Annotated in this window: 18 protein-coding genes; 10 read left to right on the top strand and 8 right to left on the bottom strand. The window is 72.3% G+C overall.

The genetic code is table 11. The annotated features are described in order from the left end of the window. The first annotated feature begins 86 nt into the window (after positions 1-86). Positions 87-695, top strand: coding sequence for a hypothetical protein (locus ABIA38_RS12205; protein ID WP_424638566.1), 609 nt, complete (start codon positions 87-89; stop codon positions 693-695). A 94-nt stretch (positions 696-789) separates the two neighbouring features. On the opposite strand, the gene ABIA38_RS12200 is transcribed toward ABIA38_RS12205, so the two are convergent. Beyond that, entirely contained in the window at positions 790-2,172 is a 1,383-nt protein-coding gene (locus tag ABIA38_RS12200; protein ID WP_424638565.1) for a cytochrome P450, read from the bottom strand. A gap of 255 nt (positions 2,173-2,427) precedes the next feature. Here ABIA38_RS12200 and ABIA38_RS12195 point away from each other — a divergent pair, with 255 nt between their 5' ends. Next, positions 2,428-3,720 carry an alpha/beta hydrolase family protein gene (locus ABIA38_RS12195; RefSeq protein ID WP_424638564.1) on the top strand — a complete coding sequence of 431 codons (1,293 nt, stop codon included), beginning with the start codon at positions 2,428-2,430 and terminating at the stop codon, positions 3,718-3,720. Between the two features lie 36 nt (positions 3,721-3,756). On the opposite strand, the gene ABIA38_RS12190 is transcribed toward ABIA38_RS12195, so the two are convergent. Then, positions 3,757-4,104, bottom strand: a complete 348-nt coding sequence (locus ABIA38_RS12190) for an SHOCT domain-containing protein (RefSeq protein WP_424638563.1) — start codon at positions 4,102-4,104, stop codon at positions 3,757-3,759. A gap of 146 nt (positions 4,105-4,250) precedes the next feature. Continuing rightward, positions 4,251-4,577: a nuclear transport factor 2 family protein gene (locus ABIA38_RS12185; RefSeq protein WP_424638562.1), complete on the bottom strand. Its 327-nt coding sequence runs from the start codon at positions 4,575-4,577 to the stop codon at positions 4,251-4,253. A gap of 320 nt (positions 4,578-4,897) precedes the next feature. Here ABIA38_RS12185 and ABIA38_RS12180 point away from each other — a divergent pair, with 320 nt between their 5' ends. From ABIA38_RS12180 to ABIA38_RS12165, 4 genes are all read left to right on the top strand, one after another. After that, the gene (locus ABIA38_RS12180) at positions 4,898-7,018 is read left to right on the top strand and encodes a hypothetical protein (RefSeq protein ID WP_424638561.1); all 2,121 of its coding nucleotides are present in this window, start codon (positions 4,898-4,900) and stop codon (positions 7,016-7,018) included. Continuing rightward, a complete protein-coding gene (locus ABIA38_RS12175) occupies positions 7,015-7,263 on the top strand; it encodes a hypothetical protein (RefSeq protein WP_424638560.1) in 249 nt (82 codons plus the stop codon). The genes ABIA38_RS12180 and ABIA38_RS12175 overlap by 4 nt, the downstream gene beginning before the upstream one ends. A 222-nt stretch (positions 7,264-7,485) precedes the next feature. Continuing rightward, complete coding sequence (locus ABIA38_RS12170) at positions 7,486-7,695, top strand: hypothetical protein (protein ID WP_424638559.1); 210 nt, start codon at positions 7,486-7,488, stop codon at positions 7,693-7,695. A gap of 167 nt (positions 7,696-7,862) precedes the next feature. Further along, positions 7,863-8,780 carry a DsbA family protein gene (locus tag ABIA38_RS12165; protein WP_424638558.1) on the top strand — a complete coding sequence of 306 codons (918 nt, stop codon included), beginning with the start codon at positions 7,863-7,865 and terminating at the stop codon, positions 8,778-8,780. A 9-nt stretch (positions 8,781-8,789) separates the two neighbouring features. Here ABIA38_RS12165 and ABIA38_RS12160 read toward each other — a convergent pair whose 3' ends face one another. Next, positions 8,790-10,424 (bottom strand): class I adenylate-forming enzyme family protein, encoded by a 1,635-nt coding sequence (locus ABIA38_RS12160; protein ID WP_424638557.1) that lies wholly within the window; start codon positions 10,422-10,424, stop codon positions 8,790-8,792. A gap of 141 nt (positions 10,425-10,565) precedes the next feature. Between ABIA38_RS12160 and ABIA38_RS12155 the strand changes: the two genes are divergently transcribed. Next, the gene (locus tag ABIA38_RS12155; protein WP_424638556.1) at positions 10,566-10,976 is read left to right on the top strand and encodes a BlaI/MecI/CopY family transcriptional regulator; all 411 of its coding nucleotides are present in this window, start codon (positions 10,566-10,568) and stop codon (positions 10,974-10,976) included. Between the two features lie 3 nt (positions 10,977-10,979). Further along, positions 10,980-11,909, top strand: a complete 930-nt coding sequence (locus tag ABIA38_RS12150) for a M56 family metallopeptidase (RefSeq protein WP_424638555.1) — start codon at positions 10,980-10,982, stop codon at positions 11,907-11,909. A 64-nt stretch (positions 11,910-11,973) separates the two neighbouring features. Here ABIA38_RS12150 and ABIA38_RS12145 read toward each other — a convergent pair whose 3' ends face one another. Beyond that, on the bottom strand, positions 11,974-12,990 hold the full coding sequence (locus ABIA38_RS12145) for a TIGR04222 domain-containing membrane protein (protein ID WP_424638554.1): 1,017 nt from the start codon (positions 12,988-12,990) through the stop codon (positions 11,974-11,976). Positions 12,991-13,310: 320 nt separating this feature from the next. Here ABIA38_RS12145 and ABIA38_RS12140 point away from each other — a divergent pair, with 320 nt between their 5' ends. Beyond that, positions 13,311-13,751, top strand: a complete 441-nt coding sequence (locus ABIA38_RS12140; protein WP_424638553.1) for a hypothetical protein — start codon at positions 13,311-13,313, stop codon at positions 13,749-13,751. A 513-nt stretch (positions 13,752-14,264) separates the two neighbouring features. Here ABIA38_RS12140 and wecB read toward each other — a convergent pair. Continuing rightward, a complete protein-coding gene (gene wecB / locus ABIA38_RS12135) occupies positions 14,265-15,404 on the bottom strand; it encodes a non-hydrolyzing UDP-N-acetylglucosamine 2-epimerase (RefSeq protein ID WP_424638552.1) in 1,140 nt (379 codons plus the stop codon). A 66-nt stretch (positions 15,405-15,470) separates the two neighbouring features. Next, on the bottom strand, positions 15,471-16,883 hold the full coding sequence (locus tag ABIA38_RS12130) for a glycosyltransferase family 2 protein (protein ID WP_424638551.1): 1,413 nt from the start codon (positions 16,881-16,883) through the stop codon (positions 15,471-15,473). 248 nt (positions 16,884-17,131) lie between these two features. Here ABIA38_RS12130 and ABIA38_RS12125 point away from each other — a divergent pair, with 248 nt between their 5' ends. After that, positions 17,132-18,454, top strand: coding sequence for a glycosyltransferase 87 family protein (locus tag ABIA38_RS12125; RefSeq protein WP_424638550.1), 1,323 nt, complete (start codon positions 17,132-17,134; stop codon positions 18,452-18,454). Positions 18,455-18,467: 13 nt separating this feature from the next. Here ABIA38_RS12125 and ABIA38_RS12120 read toward each other — a convergent pair whose 3' ends face one another. Next, on the bottom strand, positions 18,468-19,508 hold the full coding sequence (locus ABIA38_RS12120) for a hypothetical protein (protein ID WP_424638549.1): 1,041 nt from the start codon (positions 19,506-19,508) through the stop codon (positions 18,468-18,470).

Below are 19,508 nucleotides of genomic sequence, written 5' to 3'. Positions count from 1 at the left end.
CCGACGGTACCGATCTCACCCGGCACAGGGCCGCACGGTAGTGGGCGGGCCGCCTCCGGTCGGCCGCCGCCGCTACCGTCGTGCGCATGGACTCGAACCCCGCGCGGCACCCCGCGCCCCTGCCCGGACGGATCGGCCACGTGGCCGGCGTCGAATCGCTCGTCCTCGACGGGCGCCGGTACTACTTCGGCTTCGACTACCGGAGCGACATGATCGTCTCGCCGCTGATCGACGACCCGGCCGTGATGGCGGCGTTCGCGAGCGAACACCTGCGACAGACCGACGGCGAGCACGACCGGGCCTACTGGGCGGAGCTGGTCGAGGCGGCGGTGACACAATCGAATCTGGTCGCCGAGGACGCCGACCGGGAGTTCGACACGGCCCACCTGGGTGCCGAACTCCCGGCCCCCGACGGTCATCTGCTCTACCTGCTCGACGCGGTGGCCGGGTGGGACGAATCACTGTCCCTGCCCCCGGAGCTGCTCGCGGCCTACCGGCGGCTGGAGTTCGACGAGGACGACCCGGTCGGATGCCTCGATCATTGCCTGACCGTCGTCCGGGCCGGCGAGGCGGAGCCCGGGTCGGACGAGTGGACGGTGGTCCGCTTCCACCTCGGCTTCGCCCTGGGACGCCTGCCCGGAAATTGGACGTTGTTGTTCGGTGCGATCGGGGAAGGCATTGCCGACGACGCGTGACCAGCCGTAGCCGAGCGAGCCCGGGCCCGGTGGCGCCGACGCGACGGGCGCGGGCCGCCGGGCCGCGGCACGTCGGCGGCGGCAGGTCGGCGGGTCAGCGGCGGATCAGCCGCATCGGCAGGGTGCGCGGCGTCAGCAGGCTGCGCGGCGCGGCTCGGATCGGGGACCTGGACGCCGGGCGCAGTCGCCACCGGGAGGCGATCGAGGCCAGGGCGAGCGTCGCCTCGGTCACCGCGAAGTCGTCCCCGATGCACTTGGTGGGCCCGATACCGAACGGCACGAACGTACTGCGTGCCCAGGGCCCTTCCGTGCCCGCGTCGTCGGCGAAGTCGCGGTCGGGGCGGAAGCATTCCGGGTCGGGGTGGAAGTCGGGGTGCCGGTGCAGGATGTACGGGCTGAAGAGGAACGTGGTGCCCTCGGGCAGCCGGCGTCCGGCCACCTCGACGGCGCGCGTACCGGTCCGGGTGAGCGCCCAGGCCGGCGGGTACAGGCGGAGCGCCTCGTAGAGCACGCGGCGCGTCCGGTCCAGGTGTGGCAGGTCGGCCGGCTCGGCGACGCGTCCGCCGAGGACCGCGTCGACCTCGGCATGCAGGGCGGCCTCCGCCTCGGGGTGGGCGGCGAGCAGGTGCAGGCTCCAGGCCAATGCCGAGGAGGTGGTTTCGGCGCCGGCCAGGATCAACACGGCGACCTGGTCGCGCAGTTCGTCCTCGGTGAGCGGCTCGCCCGCCTCGTCCCGGGCAGCCAGCAGGCGGCCCAGCAGATCCCGTCCGTCGGTGTCGTCGGCGCCGGTCGCGCCGGCCGCGCGGCGTTCGGCGATGATGCGCGTCACGTGGGCCTGCCAGGCGGCCAGGCTCCGGCGGTAGCGCCGACTGCCCGGTGTGGGCAGCGAGTCCATCGCCGGCAGCAGGACGCGCAGGTAGACGCCCCTGAGGTAGACGTCCAGGTTGTCCCGCAGGTCGGCGAGGTCGTGTGCGCCGATACCGGACCCGAACAGGGTGTGCACGGCCGTCGTGGTGGTGAGGGCGAACATCTCGTCGACCATGTCCAGGACCGCGCCCGGCCGCCATCGCCGCACCATGGCGGTGATGTCCCGCCGCATCACGTCGGCGTAATCGCTCAGATGGTCGGTACGGAACGCCGGTTGCAACAGGATCCGCTGCCGGCGGTGCTCGGCGTGCAGGCAGGTGGCGAGCCCGTTGCCCATGGCGGCGCGCGAGCCGTCGTAGACCGGGCCGAGCCGGTCGAAGGTGTGCCCGTCGCTCATCACCTGCCGGGCGAGTTCGGGGTGGCACAACACGAACGTGGGGCGGCTGCCGATCCGGATCTCGACCAGGTCCCCGTACGCCGGCAGCGAGCCGAGGAAGCGCAACGGCGCGCGCATCAGGTGCGGGAGGTGGCCCGCGACGGGCCAGGCACCGGGCGCCCGGCCGATCCGCCCGGGGGGCATCGGGTGTCGCGGCGGGAGTTGGGCCGCCATGGGTCACATCCCTCGTCGTCGGGGCACGGTGCAACGTCGAGGGCACGGTGCGGTGGGGCTCCCATTCCAGCAGCGCAGAGTCGGCTTTGGCTGGAGATATCCGGAAATGGTGCGTGTCGAACCCGCATCGGCGACACGCACACCCGGGCTCTCGCGTCAAGACGGCGCGCCCCACGATCGCCCCCGGCCGGCCCGGAGTCCGGCCCCCCGGGTGACCGGCTGTCCGCGCTCGCGCGGGATTCCTACCGTCGAGACATGACCAAGCGCACGGCGCCCCACGCGGGCGCCCACACCCCCGGAGGCCGGCCCGCGGCCCGCCGAATCACCGTGACCCTCGCGCTCGCCGGCGTCCTCGCGATGCCCGTCACCGCGACCGCCGCCCGAGCCGACACCCCACCCCCGGGGCAGGCCGCAGCCGACGGCCGGCAGGAACGTGGCGCGCTCGTGCGGGCCACACTGCTGCGTACCGTGCCCGCCGACCGGATCCGCCGGGAACTCGCCGACAATCGTTGGGACATCGGCGCGGTACGCGACGCGGTCGCGGTGTACCGGCTCGTCTACCGCACCGTCGACGCCGGCGGCCGACCCACCACGGCCACCGGCCTGTTCGCCCTCCCCGAGACCGCCGAACGCCGCCTGCGCGTGGTGTCGTTCACGCACGGCACCGAGCTGTATCGCCGGGACGCGCCATCCACCGCCGTCGACCCCTGGGGCAGCGCACCGGCGCTGACCTACGCCTCGGCGGGCTTCGCGGCCACCATGCCCGACTATCTCGGGCAGGGTGAGGGGCCGGGCGCGCACCCGTGGATGGATGTCCCCTCGGAGACCACCGCATCCGTCGATCTGCTGCGCGCGGCCCGGCGGTTCGCCGACGCGCAGGGGCGGAGCATGCGGCGGGAGGTGTACGTGAGCGGGTTCTCCCAGGGCGCGTCGGCCGCGCTCGGCCTGGCCCGCGCGCTGCAATCCGGCGCGGATCCGTGGTTCCGGATCGGCGCGATCGCGCCGATCGGCGGGGCATACGATTTCGCCGGCGCCGAACTGCCGGCCCTGCTCGCGGGCGAGCTGGACACCAAGGCGAGCGTGATCTACACGAGCCTGCTCCTGGTCGCCTACAACCGCCTGCACCACCTCTACGACGCGCCGGCGGAGGTGTTCAAGGCCCCGTACGCGGACACCATCGAAGGCCTCCTGGACGGCTCGCACCGACCCCGGGAGATCCTGGCGGCGACCCCGGACTCCCTCGACGACCTGCTGACCGACCGCGGCCGGGCGCTGCTGACCCGGCCCACCGGCGCGTTCGCCGCAGCGCTTCGGGAAACCGATTCGGTGTGCGCGAACTGGCGTCCCCGGGTGCCGGTACGGCTCTTCGCGGCGGTGCACGACAAGGAGGCCGCGCCCGCGAACACCGCACACTGCCTGGCTTCGCTGCGGGCGCGCGGTACGGACGTACAGGTGACCCGGTTCGGCGCGGACGTCACGCACACCGACTCCAACCGGCTCGGCACGGCCGCCGCGGTCCGCTGGTTCCTCGAACTCGAAGCGTCCTGACGCCGGCCACCCGGTCGGCTCGGCCCTCGGGTCGGCTCAGCCCTCGGGTCGGTCCTTGCGGCCGAATCGGCCGCCGCCTCCGCCACCCCCGCCGCCTCCGCCGTCCGGCGTGGCGCGCAACACCGCGAGACGCTCGTGGTACTCGTCCGCCTCGATCTCACCGCGGGCGAACCGGCCGGCGAGAATCTGCTCGGCGCTCTCCACACCGCCCGCCGAGGGACGGCACGCGAGCGTGCGGGTCCGGACGAACCACACCACCGCGATCACCAGGAGGATCAGGAACAGGATCATCAGAGACCCCCACACCCAGTGCCGGCCGCCTTCGTCGTGCATGTGCCCGCCGCGTCGCGCGTAGTCCGCGGCCAGGGTCGTGATCATGCTCATCGTCGTCACCGTCCAGGCAGCCCACGCGGGCTGCCGCTCCTCCTACCATTCTGCGTCGGTTGCCGAGCGGGCGATTGGGGTGATTTGCACTATTTGCCATTCCGGGGGCAAGTCTCGCCCTCACCGAGGGCCGCCCGGGTCCCGGATTACGCCTGACCCGTCTCGAAGCGGCTGATCCGGTTGTCGGGGGAGACGGTGAAACGCCACGCGGTGCGCATCTCGCCCCACGTGTCGTTGCGGTAGTCGACCACCAGGGCCCGGCCGCCGTCTGACTCGGAATGCACGTCCATGTGACCGTTGGCGGAGAAGATCTCCCGATCGACCCAATCGTGCAGGTCACGCTCCGAACCGTCGTCGGCCATCGCCGCGTCCGGGGTCAACAGCGCGCCGAAGGCATCCCGGTCGTGCGCGTTGACGGCCGCGACGAACGCGCCGACGACGGGATCGGACAACTTGCCGGGAGCGATGGACACGAGGGCCTCCTGGACGGATGGCGGACAGCGGTACGTACCCCGTACGCACCGTGCGCCCGGATGTACCCGTCCAGGGAACAACACGGGCGGGCCGGTCTCGGCGACCGTCACCCGTTCGCCGCACGGCGGCGTGTCCGGGCGCTGCTCCGGACTCGCGCGGTGTCGAGGGCCCGGGCCCGGGGCGGTGCTCCCGGCTCGTACGGCCGTACAGCTCGTACGGCTCGTACGGCCTGTGCGTGGGGGTGCGGGGGTGCGCGGGTGCGGGAGTGCGGGGGTGTGGCAGGATCTAATCCCCCTCGCGCCAAAGGAGGTTCGGCCCGATGTTGGAACTGGCCGCCGCCCTGCGGCTGGCCCCGCCGGCGGTGGCCGACGCACTCGCCGAACGGTTTCGGCCGCACCTGGTACGGCTGTTCGGCACGAAGCTCGGGCTGGCCCACGCGGTCGCCGACGCGCTGATCGGGACCGACCGTGCCGCCGCGGCGATCACGGCGGAGGGCGGGTGGTCGAGCGAACTGCTCGTCCGCACCGCACGAATCGGCGACCCGACCGCCGCGTCCCGACTGCTCCGTACCTATTCGTGGTCCTGTCCCGGGCTTGCCGAAAGCATCTTCGCGAGCGTTGCGGATCCCGCCGACCCGTGCTGGCACGTGAAGTTCGGGCTCGCGGCGGAAACGTGGAACAGCGCGCGGCGGGATCCGCTGGTCGCGGCGCGCGGGCCGTTTCCGGAAGTCACCTTCGCCGTCGCGGAGGAGTACTGCGCCCGGCTGCCGTTCGCGGTGGCCGTGGACCTGTGCGTCGAGGTGGCCGAACGTTGCGGCGGCGCGGAGCTGGCCCGGCTGGCCGGGCGGGAACTCGGCCACGACGGGCTGCCGGACCTGCTGCGGACCGCCGCCGCGGGGCCCTCGCCGGGCCGGCGGTTGGCCGCCCACCGGCCGCGCGGGGAGTGGACCGATCCGGCGCAGATCCAGGTCCTGATGCGGCTGCGCCTGCGCGAGTCCAACCTGTGGCTGCAACACGCGCCGTCGCTCGACCCGGAGCTGCTTCGGCGCGAACATGGCCGCGCGCCGTTCGGCAACCGGGCGCTGGCCCACCTCGCGGGCGCGGCCGACTGTCCGCGCGAACTGGTCGAGGACGCGCTGCGGGTCGATTTCGACCGCACCGTCTCGCGCGCGCACGGCCTGCCGTTCGAGCTGATCCACGACAAACGACTCGACCATCGGCGACACGGGTTCGGCAGGTTCTTGCAACTGGGCATCGAGGACGGGACGTTCACCCCGGAGCGGGCGCTGACCGAGGCACGACCGGCCCGCGCGGTCCTGGAGGCCCTACCGGGCGACCGCCCGACGGTGACCCGGGCGGTGGCCGACCTGTGCGCCCCACTGGGCGCGGAGCCGGCGGCGTGGGCGGAGCTGTCCCGCCTGCTGGGCACGTTTGCCGGGTCGGCACGTGAACTGATCGCGGCCGCATCCGCCGCTGCCGCTGCCGCTGCCGCTGCCGCTGCCGCTGCTGCGGCTTCGGTCGGGTCGGAGCCGGCGTCGCCGCCGGATGTTACGCCCGCCTCCGCCGCCGCGCCTGTGCTTGCTCCCGCGCCCGGGTCCGTCGGCCCTGCGAGCCCGGTGGGGGTGGTGTCGTGGGTGGATGGTGGGCCGGCGGAGTTTCCGGTTGTGTATCCGCGTGGTGTTCGACTCGCGTTGCTGAACCTGTTGCGGTGTGCACCCGAGCCGGTCGTGGTGGCTCTCGCGCCCTTTCTTGATCAACGCACCGCGCAACATCTCCTGGTCTACACGCCGTGCTCGGCGCCGGTCCGCGCGGCACTGCTCGCCGCGCATGCCACGCCGGGGACGGTGGTCGACCGGTTGCGGTCCGTCCGGGAGGCCGCCGACCCGGTTGCGGCGCTGACCGAACTCGCGCGCCAATGCCTGGTGTTGCCGTGGGATGCGCTGACCGAGGCGGTGGCCGCCGAGGACTGGCCCGAGGCGACGATCCGTCCGCTGATTCAACACTGGGGGCGCACCCGCGAGTTCGGCCTGGCCGCGACCGCGCGTCTGAACCGCTGGCACGACGGCGAATGGCGCGAACTGCGGGTCTTCGACGCGGGCGACCTGATCCGGCACGCTCCGCGCCCGGCCAAACTGCTCGCCACCCTGATCCGCGACCCACGTGAACCCCGCCGCCGGCTGAACCCCGAGCCCTGCGCCGAGGTCCGCGCCGTCACCGACCCCGGCCTGGGCACGGATCCGGAGGCCTGGGCCGTCGCGGTCCACCTGTTCGCCGACTTTCCGGGCACCCTCACGGAGCTGTGCGCGGTGGCGCGCGCCACGGTGCATGGTCCGCCGACGGCGGGCAAGTGGCGGTCGGGCCACCGTGCACCGGTGCCGCGCCCGGCGACGTTTGCCCCGGCGCCGTTTCGGGCGAATCCGGCACTCGTTATCCGTCCATGACCGCACCGGCATCGCTGGACGAGGCATTGACCATCCTCACCGAGGCCATCGAGGACACCCTGGCCCGCCTGGATCCGCACTTCGTGCCGAACCAGGACCCCGCGCCCGACCACCATTGCGTACCGGCCATCGACCTCGGAGCCGGTGGCCATTGTGTTCCGTTCACCCACCTGGACCCGTCCGTCGACGCGGGCGCGCTCGAGCAGGCGCTGCGTCACGCACTGTATCGCTGCGGGGCCGGCTGAGTGGGCGTCGCGGGTCGCCGGTCCTGCGCCGCTCACCCGGTCGGGCGAACCCGGCCCCGCGCGTCTCGATCGGGCCCGGCGAGTCGGCTACCTCGGCACCTTCGCGTACGGCGGACGGCCGACCCGGTCGATCGTGGATGTCGGCCGTGTCGTTGAGATGCGCGCGGGCCCGTGCGCGGCTTGCATGGTGAGGCTGATTGAGCCCACCACGCGGGAGCGGAAATGCACGTGATGCGAGCGGTCGAAAGTCCGGAAAAAGTCGTGTGGCACGCGGTGGAGCGCGAGGACACGGCGTTGTGCGGGGAGACGTTGCCGAGCTTCCGGGAGGTGGACGGCACCCGTCGGCGGGAGTCGTTCTGCGTGGCGTGTATGTCCGAGATCGAACAGCTTGCTCAGCCGGGGGCCTCCACGCCCACGGCGCAGCAGCTCTGACGGGTGGGTCGTTCCGGGCCCGGTCGCCGAACCGCGAGGTCGGCGACCGGGCCCCGGCACGATCGGGGTTGGCGCCGCGATGTCCTCAAGCGCCGGACGGGCTGGATTTGCTGGGTCGCTCCGCAGCGGGCCTGCGGCCTGCTTGTCCTCAAGCGCCGGACGGGCTGATGTGGCTGGGTCGTCTCGCAGTGGGGTTGCGGCTCGTTTGTCCTCAAGCGCCGGACGGGCTGGATTGCCTGTCTCGCTGCGCAGTGGGCCTGCGGCCTGCTTGTCCTCAAGCGCCGGACGGGCTGGATTTGCTGGGTCGCTGGCCTGCGGCCTGCTTGTCCTTGAACGCCGGACGGGCTGGTGTGCCTGGGTCGCTCCGCAGTCGGGCTGCGGCCCGTTTGTCCTCAAACGTCGGCCGGGCTGGATGGCCTGGGTCGCCCCGCGGTTGGCTGGGTTGGGTCAGTTCGGCCGAACGGTGGGTGTTGCGCGTTGGGATCGGGATTCGCGGACACACGTGGGGCATGAGTTTTCGTACTGCCCTCGGTGTTCATGGGACCGCGCTTGTTTATGGGCCGGCCGAGTTGGCTCGTTGTCTGGATTTTTATGCCGATCCGCGTTGTCCCTATTGCCGCCGGATGGAGTTGGCGCTCGGGGTGACCTTTCGGGGGTTGGCGGATGATGGGCGGTTTGTGTTGCGGTATCACTTCGCGACGTTTCTCGATGGCCGGCTTGGTGGGGAAGGGTCGCATCGGGCGGTGAATGCGTTGCGGGCGGCGGCCGAGGTCGGGCAGGGGGCGTTCCTGGGTTATTTGGCCGTGTTGTACGCCCGGCAGCCCGACGAGGCGGTGGACGGGTTCGCCGATCCCGCGTTCCTGCTCGACGCGGCGACCGAGGTCCGTGGGCTGCGGGGTGCCGAATTCGACCGGGCCGTACGCGAGTTCACCCATCGTGACTGGGTTGCGCGGGCCCAGGCGGACTTCACCCACTCCGGAGTGACCGGCACGCCGACGGTGCTGCGGGACGGCACGCCGCTGACCGTCCTGGACGCCGCCGGCGAGGCCGTGCCGCCCGCGACCTTCCTGGCGCAGCTCCGCTGACGGCCGGGTTCACACCGCCGGGCGCGCGTCCGCCATCTCGCGCAGCGTCTTCTTCAGCACCTTGTCGAGCGTGCCGAGCGGGAACGCGTCGACGAAGTAGACCGCGCGCGGCACCTTGTAGTCGGACAGGCGTTCCCGGCACAACTCCAGGATGGACTTTTCCAGGGCCGCCTCGTCCGGTGCGTTCGCCGTGCGGATCACGAACGCCACCACGACCTCGTCCAGGAAGTCGTGCCGCTTGCCCACCACGGCGACCGATCCGACGCCGCCGACACCGGTGATCACGTCCTCCACCTCGCGGGCCGACACGTTCTCCCCGCCGACCTTGAGCAGGTCCTTGTCCCGCTCGCGGTAGAACACGTTGCCGCCCGCGCCGAGCATCACCATGTCGCCGGTACGGAACCACTCGCCCGCGAACGCGGCCTCCGTGGCCGCCGGGTCGCCGTAGTACTCCAGGAACAGCTGAACCCCCCGCGCACCACGCAGCCACAACTCGCCGACCTCGCCCTCGGCGCATTCCCGGCCCGTCTCCGGATCGATCACCGCGCAGGCGTAGCCCGGCGCGGGGCGGCCCATCGAACGGGCGGGCAGGTATTCGGCCGGCTTGCCGGTGATTGCGTGGGTGACCGTCTCGGTCATCCCGAAGGCGGCGTACACGCGCAGTCCGAGCATCTGGTCCAGCGCCGGTGCCACCTGCCCGAACACGCCCACCCGCAGGGCGGTTCGCGGCCGGTCCGGCGCGGCGAGCGTGCCGAAGCAGAACGGCATCAGCGAGATGTGGGTGATCTCGCGACGTGCGACCACGTCCCAGAACCGGCTGGTCGACCATTTCGGCATCAGCACGGCGGTGGCGCCTACCCCCAGCACCGAGAAGAACGACCAACTCTGTGCGTTGACATGGAAGAACGGGAGGTGGATCAGGTATCGGTCGTCGGGGCCCAGGTCGATGCTGCGCGGTCCCGAGCGGCTTGCCCAGATCGCGTTGGCGTGCGTGTGCACGACCGCCTTGGGGCGGCTGGTGGTGCCCGAGGTGAACATGATGCCGAAGGGGAGCATCGGCTCGGCGGGGCGCCCCGGCCAGGCCCGGGCGGCCGCGTACAGGTCGGCGAAGTCGAGGGTGGTCGGGTCGGCGGCTTCGTCGGCGGCCGGGTCGCCGATCACCGCGATCCAGTCGAGTGTTGCGCCCGACTCGGTCAGCGGTGTCCGGAAGCGGGGCTGGGTGATCGCCGCGACGCAGCCGGCGCGAGCCACGAAATAGGCGATCTCGGCGGCCGTGGCGCGGGTGTTCGTGGTCACCGCGACCGCGCCGACGGTGGCGCAGGCGAGCCAGGCGAGGACCATTTCGGGGCAGTTCTCGCTGTGGAGCAGGACCTTGGTGCCGGGTGTGATGCCGCGTTCGGTCAGGCCGGCGGCCAATCGGTCGGTGTCGGCGAGGAGTTGCGCGTAGGTCCAGGTGCGGGCGGTGCCGTCGGCCGGTTCCCAGATCAGCGCGGGATGCTCGGGTCGGTGTTCGGCCCAGTGGCGCAGCAGCCACGGGATGTCCTGCCCATGCACCTGGAACCCGTCGATCGTGCCCTCGCCGCTCACGCCGCCCGCCATGGTGATCCCCTCGTGCTCGTCGTCCCGCGCGACCCACGTCGGCACGGGAACGATAGGCAAGGGTTTTTGACTACGTCAAGGATATGGCGAAAACAGGTTGTCGTCGATGGCGGTCGGGTGGCTCTCGGGGCGGCGATACTCTACACATGTGTAGAACCTTGGCGCGGAACGAGCACCGGAGGCGACATGACGGTCCGTCAGAATCCCGGCAAGCCGTCGGCACGCGGTGTCCGGCGCGGTCCGGGCGAGCTGGAATCGGAAGTGCTGGCGCTGCTGTGGGTGGCGCGCGGCGCCAAGACCGCCGCCTGGGTACAAAGTGAACTGGCCGGCAACCTGGCCTACACCACGGTGGTGACCATCCTGTCCCGACTGCACGACAAGGGACTGCTGGCCCGGGCCCGAGTGGGCCGGGCGTACGCCTACACCCCGGTCACCGACGAGGCCGGCGTGGTGGCCCGGCGGATGCGCGAGTTGCTGGACCACGAGGCCGATCGGCAGGCCGTCCTGGCCAGCTTCGTGTCCGAACTCTCCGCCGCCGACGAGTCGACCCTGCGGGCTCTGTTGAGCTCGGACGCACCGGCCGAGAGCCGGGGCTGAGCAATGCTCGTGGTGCTGTATCTGCCGCTGTTGTTGCCGTTGACCGCGATTCCGGTGGCGCGCCTGGCCAGTGACCATCTGCATCCGCGTACGGCCACCCGGTTGTTGACCGTGGTCTCGGTGGTCCTGGCGGTGTGCAGCACCGTCTGCCTCGCGCTGCTTGTCGTGGTGGGCACCGCGCAACTGCCCGGCAACCCGCTGCCCGACGGCTGGTCGGACCCCGAGGTACGCGACGCGATCCCGCATGTCAGCCTGTTCGGGATCCTCGCGATACCCGCCTTCCTGACCATCCTGGTCAGTGTCGTGATCACCCACCTGCGCGGCCGGGCCGAACACCGCCTGGCCCTGAACGCCGTCGCGGGAGTGCCCGCGACCACCGAACTGACCGTGCTGCCGGACGCGACGCCCTACGCGTACGCGCTGCGCGGGCCGCCGGATCGCATCGTGGTGTCCACCGGGATGCTGATCCCGCTCAACGACGAGGAGCGCCGCGCGCTGATCGCCCACGAGCGGGCCCACCTGCGCGGACGCCACCACCTGGCGCTCGCCGCGACGCGCCTGGCGGCCTGTGCGCATCCGCTGCTGCAGCCGATCCACACGAGCGTCGCCTACACGGTCGAGCGCTGGGCGGACGAGGACGCCGCCGAGGCGCTCGGCGACCGGCGGACCATCGCGCGCGCGGTGGGCAAGGCCGCACTGGCCGCCAAGGGCCGCCCGCCGTTCGTCGCACCGGCCTTCGCCGCGCCGGGACCGGTACCGCGCCGAGTGGCCGCGCTGCTCGGCCCGGCACCGCTCGCCGCCTGGCCCAAACCCCGCTCCCGCGCGGGCGTCGCGGCACTGGTCGCGGCCACCGGGACGACGATGTCCGTACTGTCCGCGGTCAACGCCGGGATCGCCCTGGTCCTGCTCCTGATCGCGGCGACGCCGCTGTGAGGGGACGGCCCTTCGCCGCTCCCCCGACCGCCGCGACCCCTACCCGCCCGGGCGTCCGGACGGACTACTCCCGAGGGTCGTCGAAGGGCTGTGGTCCCGGCGGGGGTGCGTAGCCGCCGTTCGACCAATGTGCCGCCGCCCCGTTCGGGCTGCCGTACGTCGGCGGAGGCTGATCCGCCGGCGTCGGGTCGATCAGCCCGGGGCCGCCCAGTGGGGTACGGGCGTTGGCCGCCCGGTGCCACTGGTCCTCGGTCCAGCCCCGGCTGCGGATCCGGCCGGCACCGCCGCGCAGCGCCTCGAACAACACCGCCGCCAGCGCCGGATCGCCGACCCACTCGGGCCCGGCGAGCGCGAAGCGGGCCAATCCCGCGCCGCCGGGCTGCGCCGCGGCGACGTTGGCCAGACCCGCCTGGGGATAGAACGCCATCTGCTCCAGGTACATCCGGGCATGGTCGGGTAGTGGGCCCTCCAGCTTGTCGTAGCGCTCGAACAGCCACCACGCCATGCCCGCGCACCCGACGGCGCCGACCAGGAAGAGCACCAGGTTCACCACCCACCACACGGTGTGCTCGGTGGGCGAACCGGCGATCCCCGGTACGAACAGGCCGGCCAGGGTGAGTGCGGTCACCGCGGCGAGGATCACCCGGGCCAGGCGCGGCCTGGGCCCGCGCGCCCCCGGGTTGAGCAGCTTCAGCGCGAACAGGCGCTGCTCGACGGCCAGTACGGTCGGGCTCGGGGCCACCGCCACGCGCAGTTCGGTGAACGAGGCCGTACCGCCCTGGGCGCGCAGCGCGTCGAGCACGGAGGCCGCGATCGGGTCGGTAGGTGGGTGCGCCCCGAGGTCGGTGACCCGGCCGGCGCCGTCGATGTGCACGATCCCGCGCGCGTGCAGGGTGACCGTGGCCACGTCCACGGCCCGACCGAGGCCGCCGGCGAGCAGGGCCGTGTCGTACAGGTCCAGCGAGCCCAGTCGAGGCACCTGGCCGCGGGGCGACTTCCCTTCCTTGCGCACGCGGTACGTGTACACATATGCGGCGGCGAATCCCGCCGCGGCGAGCACGAAATACACCAGCGGACTCATGTCTCTCCCCCAACGATCACGACGGGTCCGGTCCCGGGTGTGCCTCGGCTCGGGGCGCACGCTTGCGCGCCGGTCGCTCCCGGGTTGCCGCGGACGCCCGATACATCCGTCGATTGTGGCCGTCCACCATGCGATGCTCGGACACCAGTACGCCGTCCGCCTCCATTCGGGCGATCGCCGCCCCTCCCCGAGCCACCCGATGGGTCGAACTTCTACACGTCTGTAAAACCTTACAACACGGCCGCGACGGCGGCGGATTCACAAGACACGCGGGGCGGGGATACCGGCGAGGGGTGTGGTGGGTGGCGCAGAATGCTGGGGTGCTTCCAGATGACGATTACCTGTTGAAGATCGGCCGGCTGACCTACTCCGTGACCCTGGTCGAGGGGCTGGTGCTGGCCGAGCTGTCCCGGCTGTCCGGCCTGCCGCCGGGCCTGCGACCGCGCAAGCTGGCGGGCCGGTCGGCCGGGGCGATCGGGAAGGCCCTCCAGGACCCGGGCAACGTCGGCCACGTCACCGACGCGGGGGTGCGCGAGTGGTTGCGTACGGCCGGGGAGGAACTCGCGGCGGTGGCCCGGATCAGCCACGCGCTGTTGCACTCGCGGCCGGCCGAGGCGGGGGAGGAACGGCGGTTGCATCGGTGGCCGGTGGAGGTGGGGGAGAGCTTCGACATCACCCACGTGTGGTTGGACTCGGCGCAGTCGACCATCGACGATGCGATCCGCCAGGTGGACAGGGCGAGGTTGGCGGGCCGCGCGTAGGGGTGTGCGGGTGTCGGTTGTCCTCAAACGCCGGACGGGCTGGATTGGCTGTGTCGTCTCGCAGTCGGCCTGCGGCCTGCTTGTCCTCAAGCGCCGGACGGGCTGATGTGGCTGGGTCGTTCCGCAGTCGGCCTGCGGCCCGCCTGTCCTCAAACGCCGGACGGGCTGGATTGGCTGTGCCGTTCCGGGCGGGTGTGGGAGGTGGCCGTGGTCGCCGCAGTCGGCCTGCGGCCTGCTTGTCCTCAAGCGCCGGACGGGCTGGATTGGCTGTGCCGATCCGGGCGGATGCAGGTGCTGACCGTGGTCGCCGTGGTCGGCCTGTGGCCCGCTTGTCCTCAAGCGTCGGACGGGCTGGATTGGCTGTGCCGTTCCGGGCGGGTGTGGGTGGTGCGGCCGTGGTCGGGCGGTGGTCGGCGTATGGCCGCGCCCGCCCTGCCTCTCTCGCGCCGCGCCCGCTCGCGCCGCGCTTCCCGCCGCGCCTGCTCGCGTCGCGCCAGCTCAGGCCGCGTCCGCTCAGGCCGCGATCGGTGTTGCCTCGGCGAGGTGGGTGGTCAGGTGGGCTATTCGGGTGGAGGCTGAGCCGTCGCCGTATGGGCTGGGGGTGTTGGCCAGGTGGGCCAGGCGGTCTTGGGAGTCGGACAGCCAGGTTCGGGCCGTTTCGCCCAGTTGTGGGCCGGGGCGGACCAGTGCGGCGAAGCCGGCTGCGACTGCCTCTGGGCGTTCGGTGGAGCGGCGGACCACGAGTAGCGGGCGGCCGAGTACCGTGCATTCCTCCTGGATGCCGCCGGAGTCGGAGACGAGCAGCGCGGCGTGCCGGGCCAGGGCCAGGAACTCGGCGTAGCCCACCGGCTCGATCGCGGTGATCCGGCGCAGCAGCCCGGTCAGCCCGAAGCGCGCCGCGGCGGCCCGGGTGCGCGGGTGCATCGGGAACAGCACCGGCGTGCCCGCCCCGGCGATCGTGTCCAGCTCGGTCAGCACGGCGCGCAGCGCTTCGGCGGTGTCGGTGTTCTCCGGGCGGTGCACGGTGGCCAGCACGTAGGTGTCGGGCCGCAGGCCGTGCGCGTCGAGCAGCGCGGCGCGGGTCGGCGCGTCGGGGAGTTGCCGGCGGACCACCTCGACCACGGTGTTCCCGGTGACCGCGATGCGCTCCTCGGCCACCGATTCGGCGCGCAGGTTGGCCGCGTTGGTCTCGGTGGCCGCGCACAGCAGGTCGGCGACGTGGTCGACCATCACCCGGTTGTGCTCCTCGGGCATCGCCCGGTCGAAGCTGCGCAGTCCGGCCTCGACGTGCACGAGCGGGATGTCGCGCGCGTTGGCGGCCAGCGCGCCGGCCAGGGTGGCGTTGGTGTCGCCCTGGACCACCACGGCGACCGGCCGCCGGTCGGCGAACGCGTCGTCCAACTGGTCCAGGGAGTGCGCGATCTGCCCGGCCCGGGGTCGGCCGCCGACGCCGGTGAGCAGTTCGGGGCGGGGCAGCGCCAGGTCGCGCAGGAAGCGGCCGGACATCGCCTCGTCCCAGTGCTGACCGGTGTGCAGGAGCCGGGCGGCGGGGCCGAGTTCGTGGATCAGCGGGGCGAGCTTGACCAGTTCGGGGCGGGTGCCCAGGACGATGGCGACACTGGCGGCGGGCAGGGGCAGGCGGGGGACGTTCACGAGTGGATCTCCGTGCTGGGGGACGAGCGGGGCGGCCCGGGAAGCGGGCCCGGAAGCGGGCCGGGGTCAGGCTTCGAGGGCGGTGGGCGCACCCGCCTGCTGCACCTCGGCGTTGCGGCGGGTCTTGGCCCAGCCGTTGCGGCCGAGCGCGATGCGCAGCGCGGCCCGGGTGGCGACCACGAACAGGTGGTAGGTGTACAGCCACATGAGCAGCCCCCAGCCCAGGCCGGTGAGCCAACGCCGGTCGGGGTGCAGGCGTTTGCGGTAGGTGAGCCCCCAGGCCACCATCGGCAGCGCGGCGAGCACGAAGGCGCCCACCATCACCGGTCCGAAGCGGAACTGGAAGGTGGCGGTCTCCTCGGGGAAGAGGATCAGGCCGACCGCGGTGATCGCCAGGGACAGCGGGGTGAGCAGCACCAGCAGCACGCAGACCAGCGGTTGCAGGAAGGTGTACATCACCTCGGCCTTGCCCGACCAGCGGTAGTTCGGCGAGGCCAGGACCCGTCGGGTGTAGCGCAGGCACTGCATGTTGCCCTGGGCCCAGCGGGTGCGCTGGGCCAGGAAGCGGCGGGTCGCGGGCAGGCCCTCCTGGGAGACCTCGGCCTCGGTGACGTGGGTGAGCCGCCAGCCGGCCAGGCGCAGTTCCAGGCCGGATTCGTAGTCCTCCAGCAGCGCGCGTTCGGGCCAGGGTCGGCCGTCCGGGCCGGCGAGCGAGTCGAGCGCGCTCAGTCGCACGAACTGGCCGTTGCCGCCCAGGCCCACGCTGCCGGTGCGCCGGCGCAGCAGTTGCATGCCGGTGTTGTTGGCGCGGAACTCGATGTCCTGCATGCGGACCAGGAAGCGGGCGTGGGCGTTGGCGAGTCGGCCACGTTCGGGCAGCGGCCGGCGGTCGTCGGCGTTGCGCATCCGGACGCCGATCTGGACGGCGCCGGTGTCCGCGCGGCCCAGCGCCTTGTCGGCGCAGACCTGGGCGAGCGTGCCCGGGTCGAGTCGGCCGTCGGCGTCGATCACGCCGAGCACCACCCGGGCGGGGTCGGTGTCGGCGGGCAGCCAGGCGCGGATCTCGCGGTAGGCCGCGTTGAGCGCGGCGCCCTTGCCGATCCGCGCGTCGGGACGCCGGCGCTGGACGAGGTGGATCCGCGCGTCCTGCTCGGCGGCGGCCAGGACCAGCTCGCGGGTGCGGTCGTCGCTGTCGTCGTCGACCACCCACAGGTGCGCGTGCGGCGCGGCGTGGCGCAGTCCGGCGAGGGTGCGGGCGACCACGGCCTCCTCGTCGCGGCACGGGACCACCAGGTGCCAGTCGAAGGCGTCGGGGTCGCCGGGGGTGGCCGGCCGGTTGTGCCGGAAGGCGTGCCGGGTGCCGGCCCAGTAGACGAGGAAGCGGCCGAAGACGAGCAGCATGTACACCAGCAGCGCGAAGGACAGCGCGCCGGCGATCCACACGATGGCGTTCTGATTGGCCAGGACGTACTCACGCACAGTGCCGAGGATGGAACTAACCTCCGGTTCGAATCAAAGGCACACGTGCGTTTGTAGCTGCAAGTGGGTGCACGACTGGCCTCACGCACCATTGAATCTAAGGTAAATTCGGACAAAATGGAACCCCTGGTCGAGTGGTTCCGCTCACCCCGCCCGCCCCGCGGCCGTGGCCGACGACACGCCGACACCACCCGAATGGCCCTATCGCAAGCACCGGGAGGGGCCGGTCGGCGGGTTAGCGTCGTGCCATGAGACGCCCCATCGGGTTCGGCAGCCGTCCGGGTGCCGAGGCAGCGGCCGGGTTCGATCGTCGTGTGGTCGCCGTGCTCCGGGAGCCCGGCATGGCGGCCTGGCTGCTCGCGTGCGCCGGTTCGATCGTGATGTACCTGTTCGTTCGACACCTCAGCCACCCGTCGATGGTCGACCTTGTCGTCTATCGCGCCGAGGGGCTCGCGGTGCGCGACGGGATCGATCTGTACGGACCGCTGAACACACCACACGGGCTCGGCGCCACCTATCCGCCGTTCGCCGCGATGTTGTTCGTACCGCTGACCTATCTGCCCAAGGGCGTGCTGCTCGGGCTGGGCGTGGCGACGAACCTGGCCCTGGTGGCGCTGGTGGTGTGGTTGTCGATGCGGCTCGTGGATCCCGCGCGGCGGCTGAGCCCGGTGCTGGTGCCCGCCGGGACCACCCTCGCCATCTGGTTCGAGCCGGTGTTCACCACGATGCGCTTCGGGCAGGTCAACCTGGCCGTGCTCGCGGTGGTGTTGTGGGACTTCACCCGCCCACCCGGTGCCCGATGGCGCGGCGCCGGCCTGGGCATCGTGGCCGGCATCAAGGTCACCCCGGCGGTGTTCATCGTCTATCTGCTGCTCACCGGGCGCCGCCGCGAGGCGGTCACCGCGATCGGCGCCGCGGCGGCCACCGTGGCGCTGTCCGCCGCGGTGTTGCCCGATGCCACCCGGCGGTTCTGGACCCGGCTGGTCTTCGACCCCAGCCGGGTCGGCCGACTGGAGAACGCGGCCAATCAATCGATGCGCGGGCTGCTCACCCGGCTCACCCGCACGCTGGACCCGGGCGTGGGCGGCACGCTGGTCGTGATCGTGGTCGCCGTGCTCGGCATGGCGTGCGCGGTGGTCGCCTACCGCCGGCAGGGCGACGCGTGGGGGCTGCCCGCGAGTGCCGTGGCCGGGCTGTTGATCAGCCCGATCTCGTGGACCCACCACTGGGTGTGGTGCGTACCGATCGCGCTGTTGCTCTGGACGACGGTGCGCGGTGCGCACAGCCGGGCCCAGACGCTGCTGTTCGCCGGTCTGCTGGTCTTCCCGAGCTTCGTGGTCTGGTCCGTGCCGCATCTGCCGGGGCAGGAGTGGCACATGACGCACTTCGAACAGCTGCGCTCCGCCTGTTATGTGGCCTTCGGCCTGGCGTTCCTGGCGGTGGCGGCGCGGCCCGGGCGGGTGCGGGCGGGTCCGGCCGACGTCCCGGACCCGGGCCGGGGGCCGCTCGGAGCGGGTCCGCTCGCCGCTCGGGGCAGCCGGTCCTACCGGCCGCCGGTGCCGCGGGCCTGACCGGGCGTCCGCGCTACGCGAGCGCGGGATCGTCCGGGTGGCCCGTGCGCAGTTGGCGGATCTTGACCCCGACGATCCAGTAGACGACCACGTTCGCGGCCAGGCTGTAGAGCCCGAAGAACTGGTACTCGGCGAACACGAACACCTGGGTGACCAGCATGCTCACCAGCAACGACCCGGCGAACAGCCGATAGGCGAGCAGCCGGTTCCAGCGGAACGCGGGCACCCCGGCCACGGTCAGCGACAACGAGACCACCGAGGACACGGCGGGCAGGATCGAGTCGACCGCGTCGTAGCCCAGCGCCGTGCGATCGATGCCGAGGGATTCCAGCACCAGCACCCCGGCCCCGGACTGGAGCGCCAGGGCGACCACGATGACCAGCCACAACCACGTGCGTGCCTCGATGCCCTCGCGCAGCCGCGCCGACCATTGCGTGGCCAGGTGGGATACGCCGGCGAATCGGGACACGTGTTGCGGGCAGGCGTCGAGCAGGTTCAGCACGGCGGCGTGCTCCACGGTGCCCGCCTGGTCCTGGACGAGTTCCTCGGCCAACTCGCGCTGGCGGGTGGTCAGGCCCCGGCGCAGATGGGTGGCCGCCGCGACGGCGACGTTGGCGAGTCGGTCGCCGGGGCCCATCCGCTCGACGGGCAGCAGCAACTGGGCCAGCACGAGCAGGGCGACGAAGGTCGCGTACATGATGGCCACGGCCGGCTTGTAGAAGTAGCCGCTGGTCTTGCCGACCAGTTTGCCGATCTCGTCGATGAACAGGCCGAACCCCACGCCGCCGACCACGGAGGTCACCTCGGCCAGCCGCGGCCCGATCAGGGCGAGTTGCAGGATCACCGCGAAGAGCATCAGCAGGCCGCCCCACAACGCGTGGGCGATGTGCAGGTGGCTGACGCCGACCTTCGGATAGCCGGACTCGGACAGCGCCAGGCGGGTCAGCAACACCGTCACCACGGCCGCCAGGACCACCGTCTGGACATGCCGGATGCCCGCCGCGGTCCGGCTCAGCCCCCATACGTCGGCGCGGGCTCGGACCATGGTGGTCAT

Source organism: Embleya sp. AB8, assembly GCF_049739465.1.
Lineage (GTDB): Bacteria > Actinomycetota > Actinomycetes > Streptomycetales > Streptomycetaceae > Embleya.
This window is presented reverse-complemented; position numbering and strand designations above follow the sequence as displayed.

Excerpts from the sequence above, each read along its gene's own strand:
- ABIA38_RS12205 (WP_424638566.1), top strand. The coding sequence starts at position 87 with ATGGACTCGAACCCCGCGCGGCACCCCGCGCCCCTGCCCGGACGGATC.
- ABIA38_RS12200 (WP_424638565.1), bottom strand. The coding sequence starts at position 2,172 with ATGGCGGCCCAACTCCCGCCGCGACACCCGATGCCCCCCGGGCGGATC.
- ABIA38_RS12195 (WP_424638564.1), top strand. The coding sequence starts at position 2,428 with ATGACCAAGCGCACGGCGCCCCACGCGGGCGCCCACACCCCCGGAGGC.
- ABIA38_RS12190 (WP_424638563.1), bottom strand. The coding sequence starts at position 4,104 with ATGAGCATGATCACGACCCTGGCCGCGGACTACGCGCGACGCGGCGGG.
- ABIA38_RS12180 (WP_424638561.1), top strand. The coding sequence starts at position 4,898 with ATGTTGGAACTGGCCGCCGCCCTGCGGCTGGCCCCGCCGGCGGTGGCC.
- ABIA38_RS12175 (WP_424638560.1), top strand. The coding sequence starts at position 7,015 with ATGACCGCACCGGCATCGCTGGACGAGGCATTGACCATCCTCACCGAG.
- ABIA38_RS12170 (WP_424638559.1), top strand. The coding sequence starts at position 7,486 with ATGCACGTGATGCGAGCGGTCGAAAGTCCGGAAAAAGTCGTGTGGCAC.
- ABIA38_RS12165 (WP_424638558.1), top strand. The coding sequence starts at position 7,863 with ATGTGGCTGGGTCGTCTCGCAGTGGGGTTGCGGCTCGTTTGTCCTCAA.
- ABIA38_RS12155 (WP_424638556.1), top strand. The coding sequence starts at position 10,566 with ATGACGGTCCGTCAGAATCCCGGCAAGCCGTCGGCACGCGGTGTCCGG.
- ABIA38_RS12150 (WP_424638555.1), top strand. The coding sequence starts at position 10,980 with ATGCTCGTGGTGCTGTATCTGCCGCTGTTGTTGCCGTTGACCGCGATT.
- ABIA38_RS12145 (WP_424638554.1), bottom strand. The coding sequence starts at position 12,990 with ATGAGTCCGCTGGTGTATTTCGTGCTCGCCGCGGCGGGATTCGCCGCC.
- ABIA38_RS12125 (WP_424638550.1), top strand. The coding sequence starts at position 17,132 with ATGAGACGCCCCATCGGGTTCGGCAGCCGTCCGGGTGCCGAGGCAGCG.
- ABIA38_RS12120 (WP_424638549.1), bottom strand. The coding sequence starts at position 19,508 with ATGACCACCATGGTCCGAGCCCGCGCCGACGTATGGGGGCTGAGCCGG.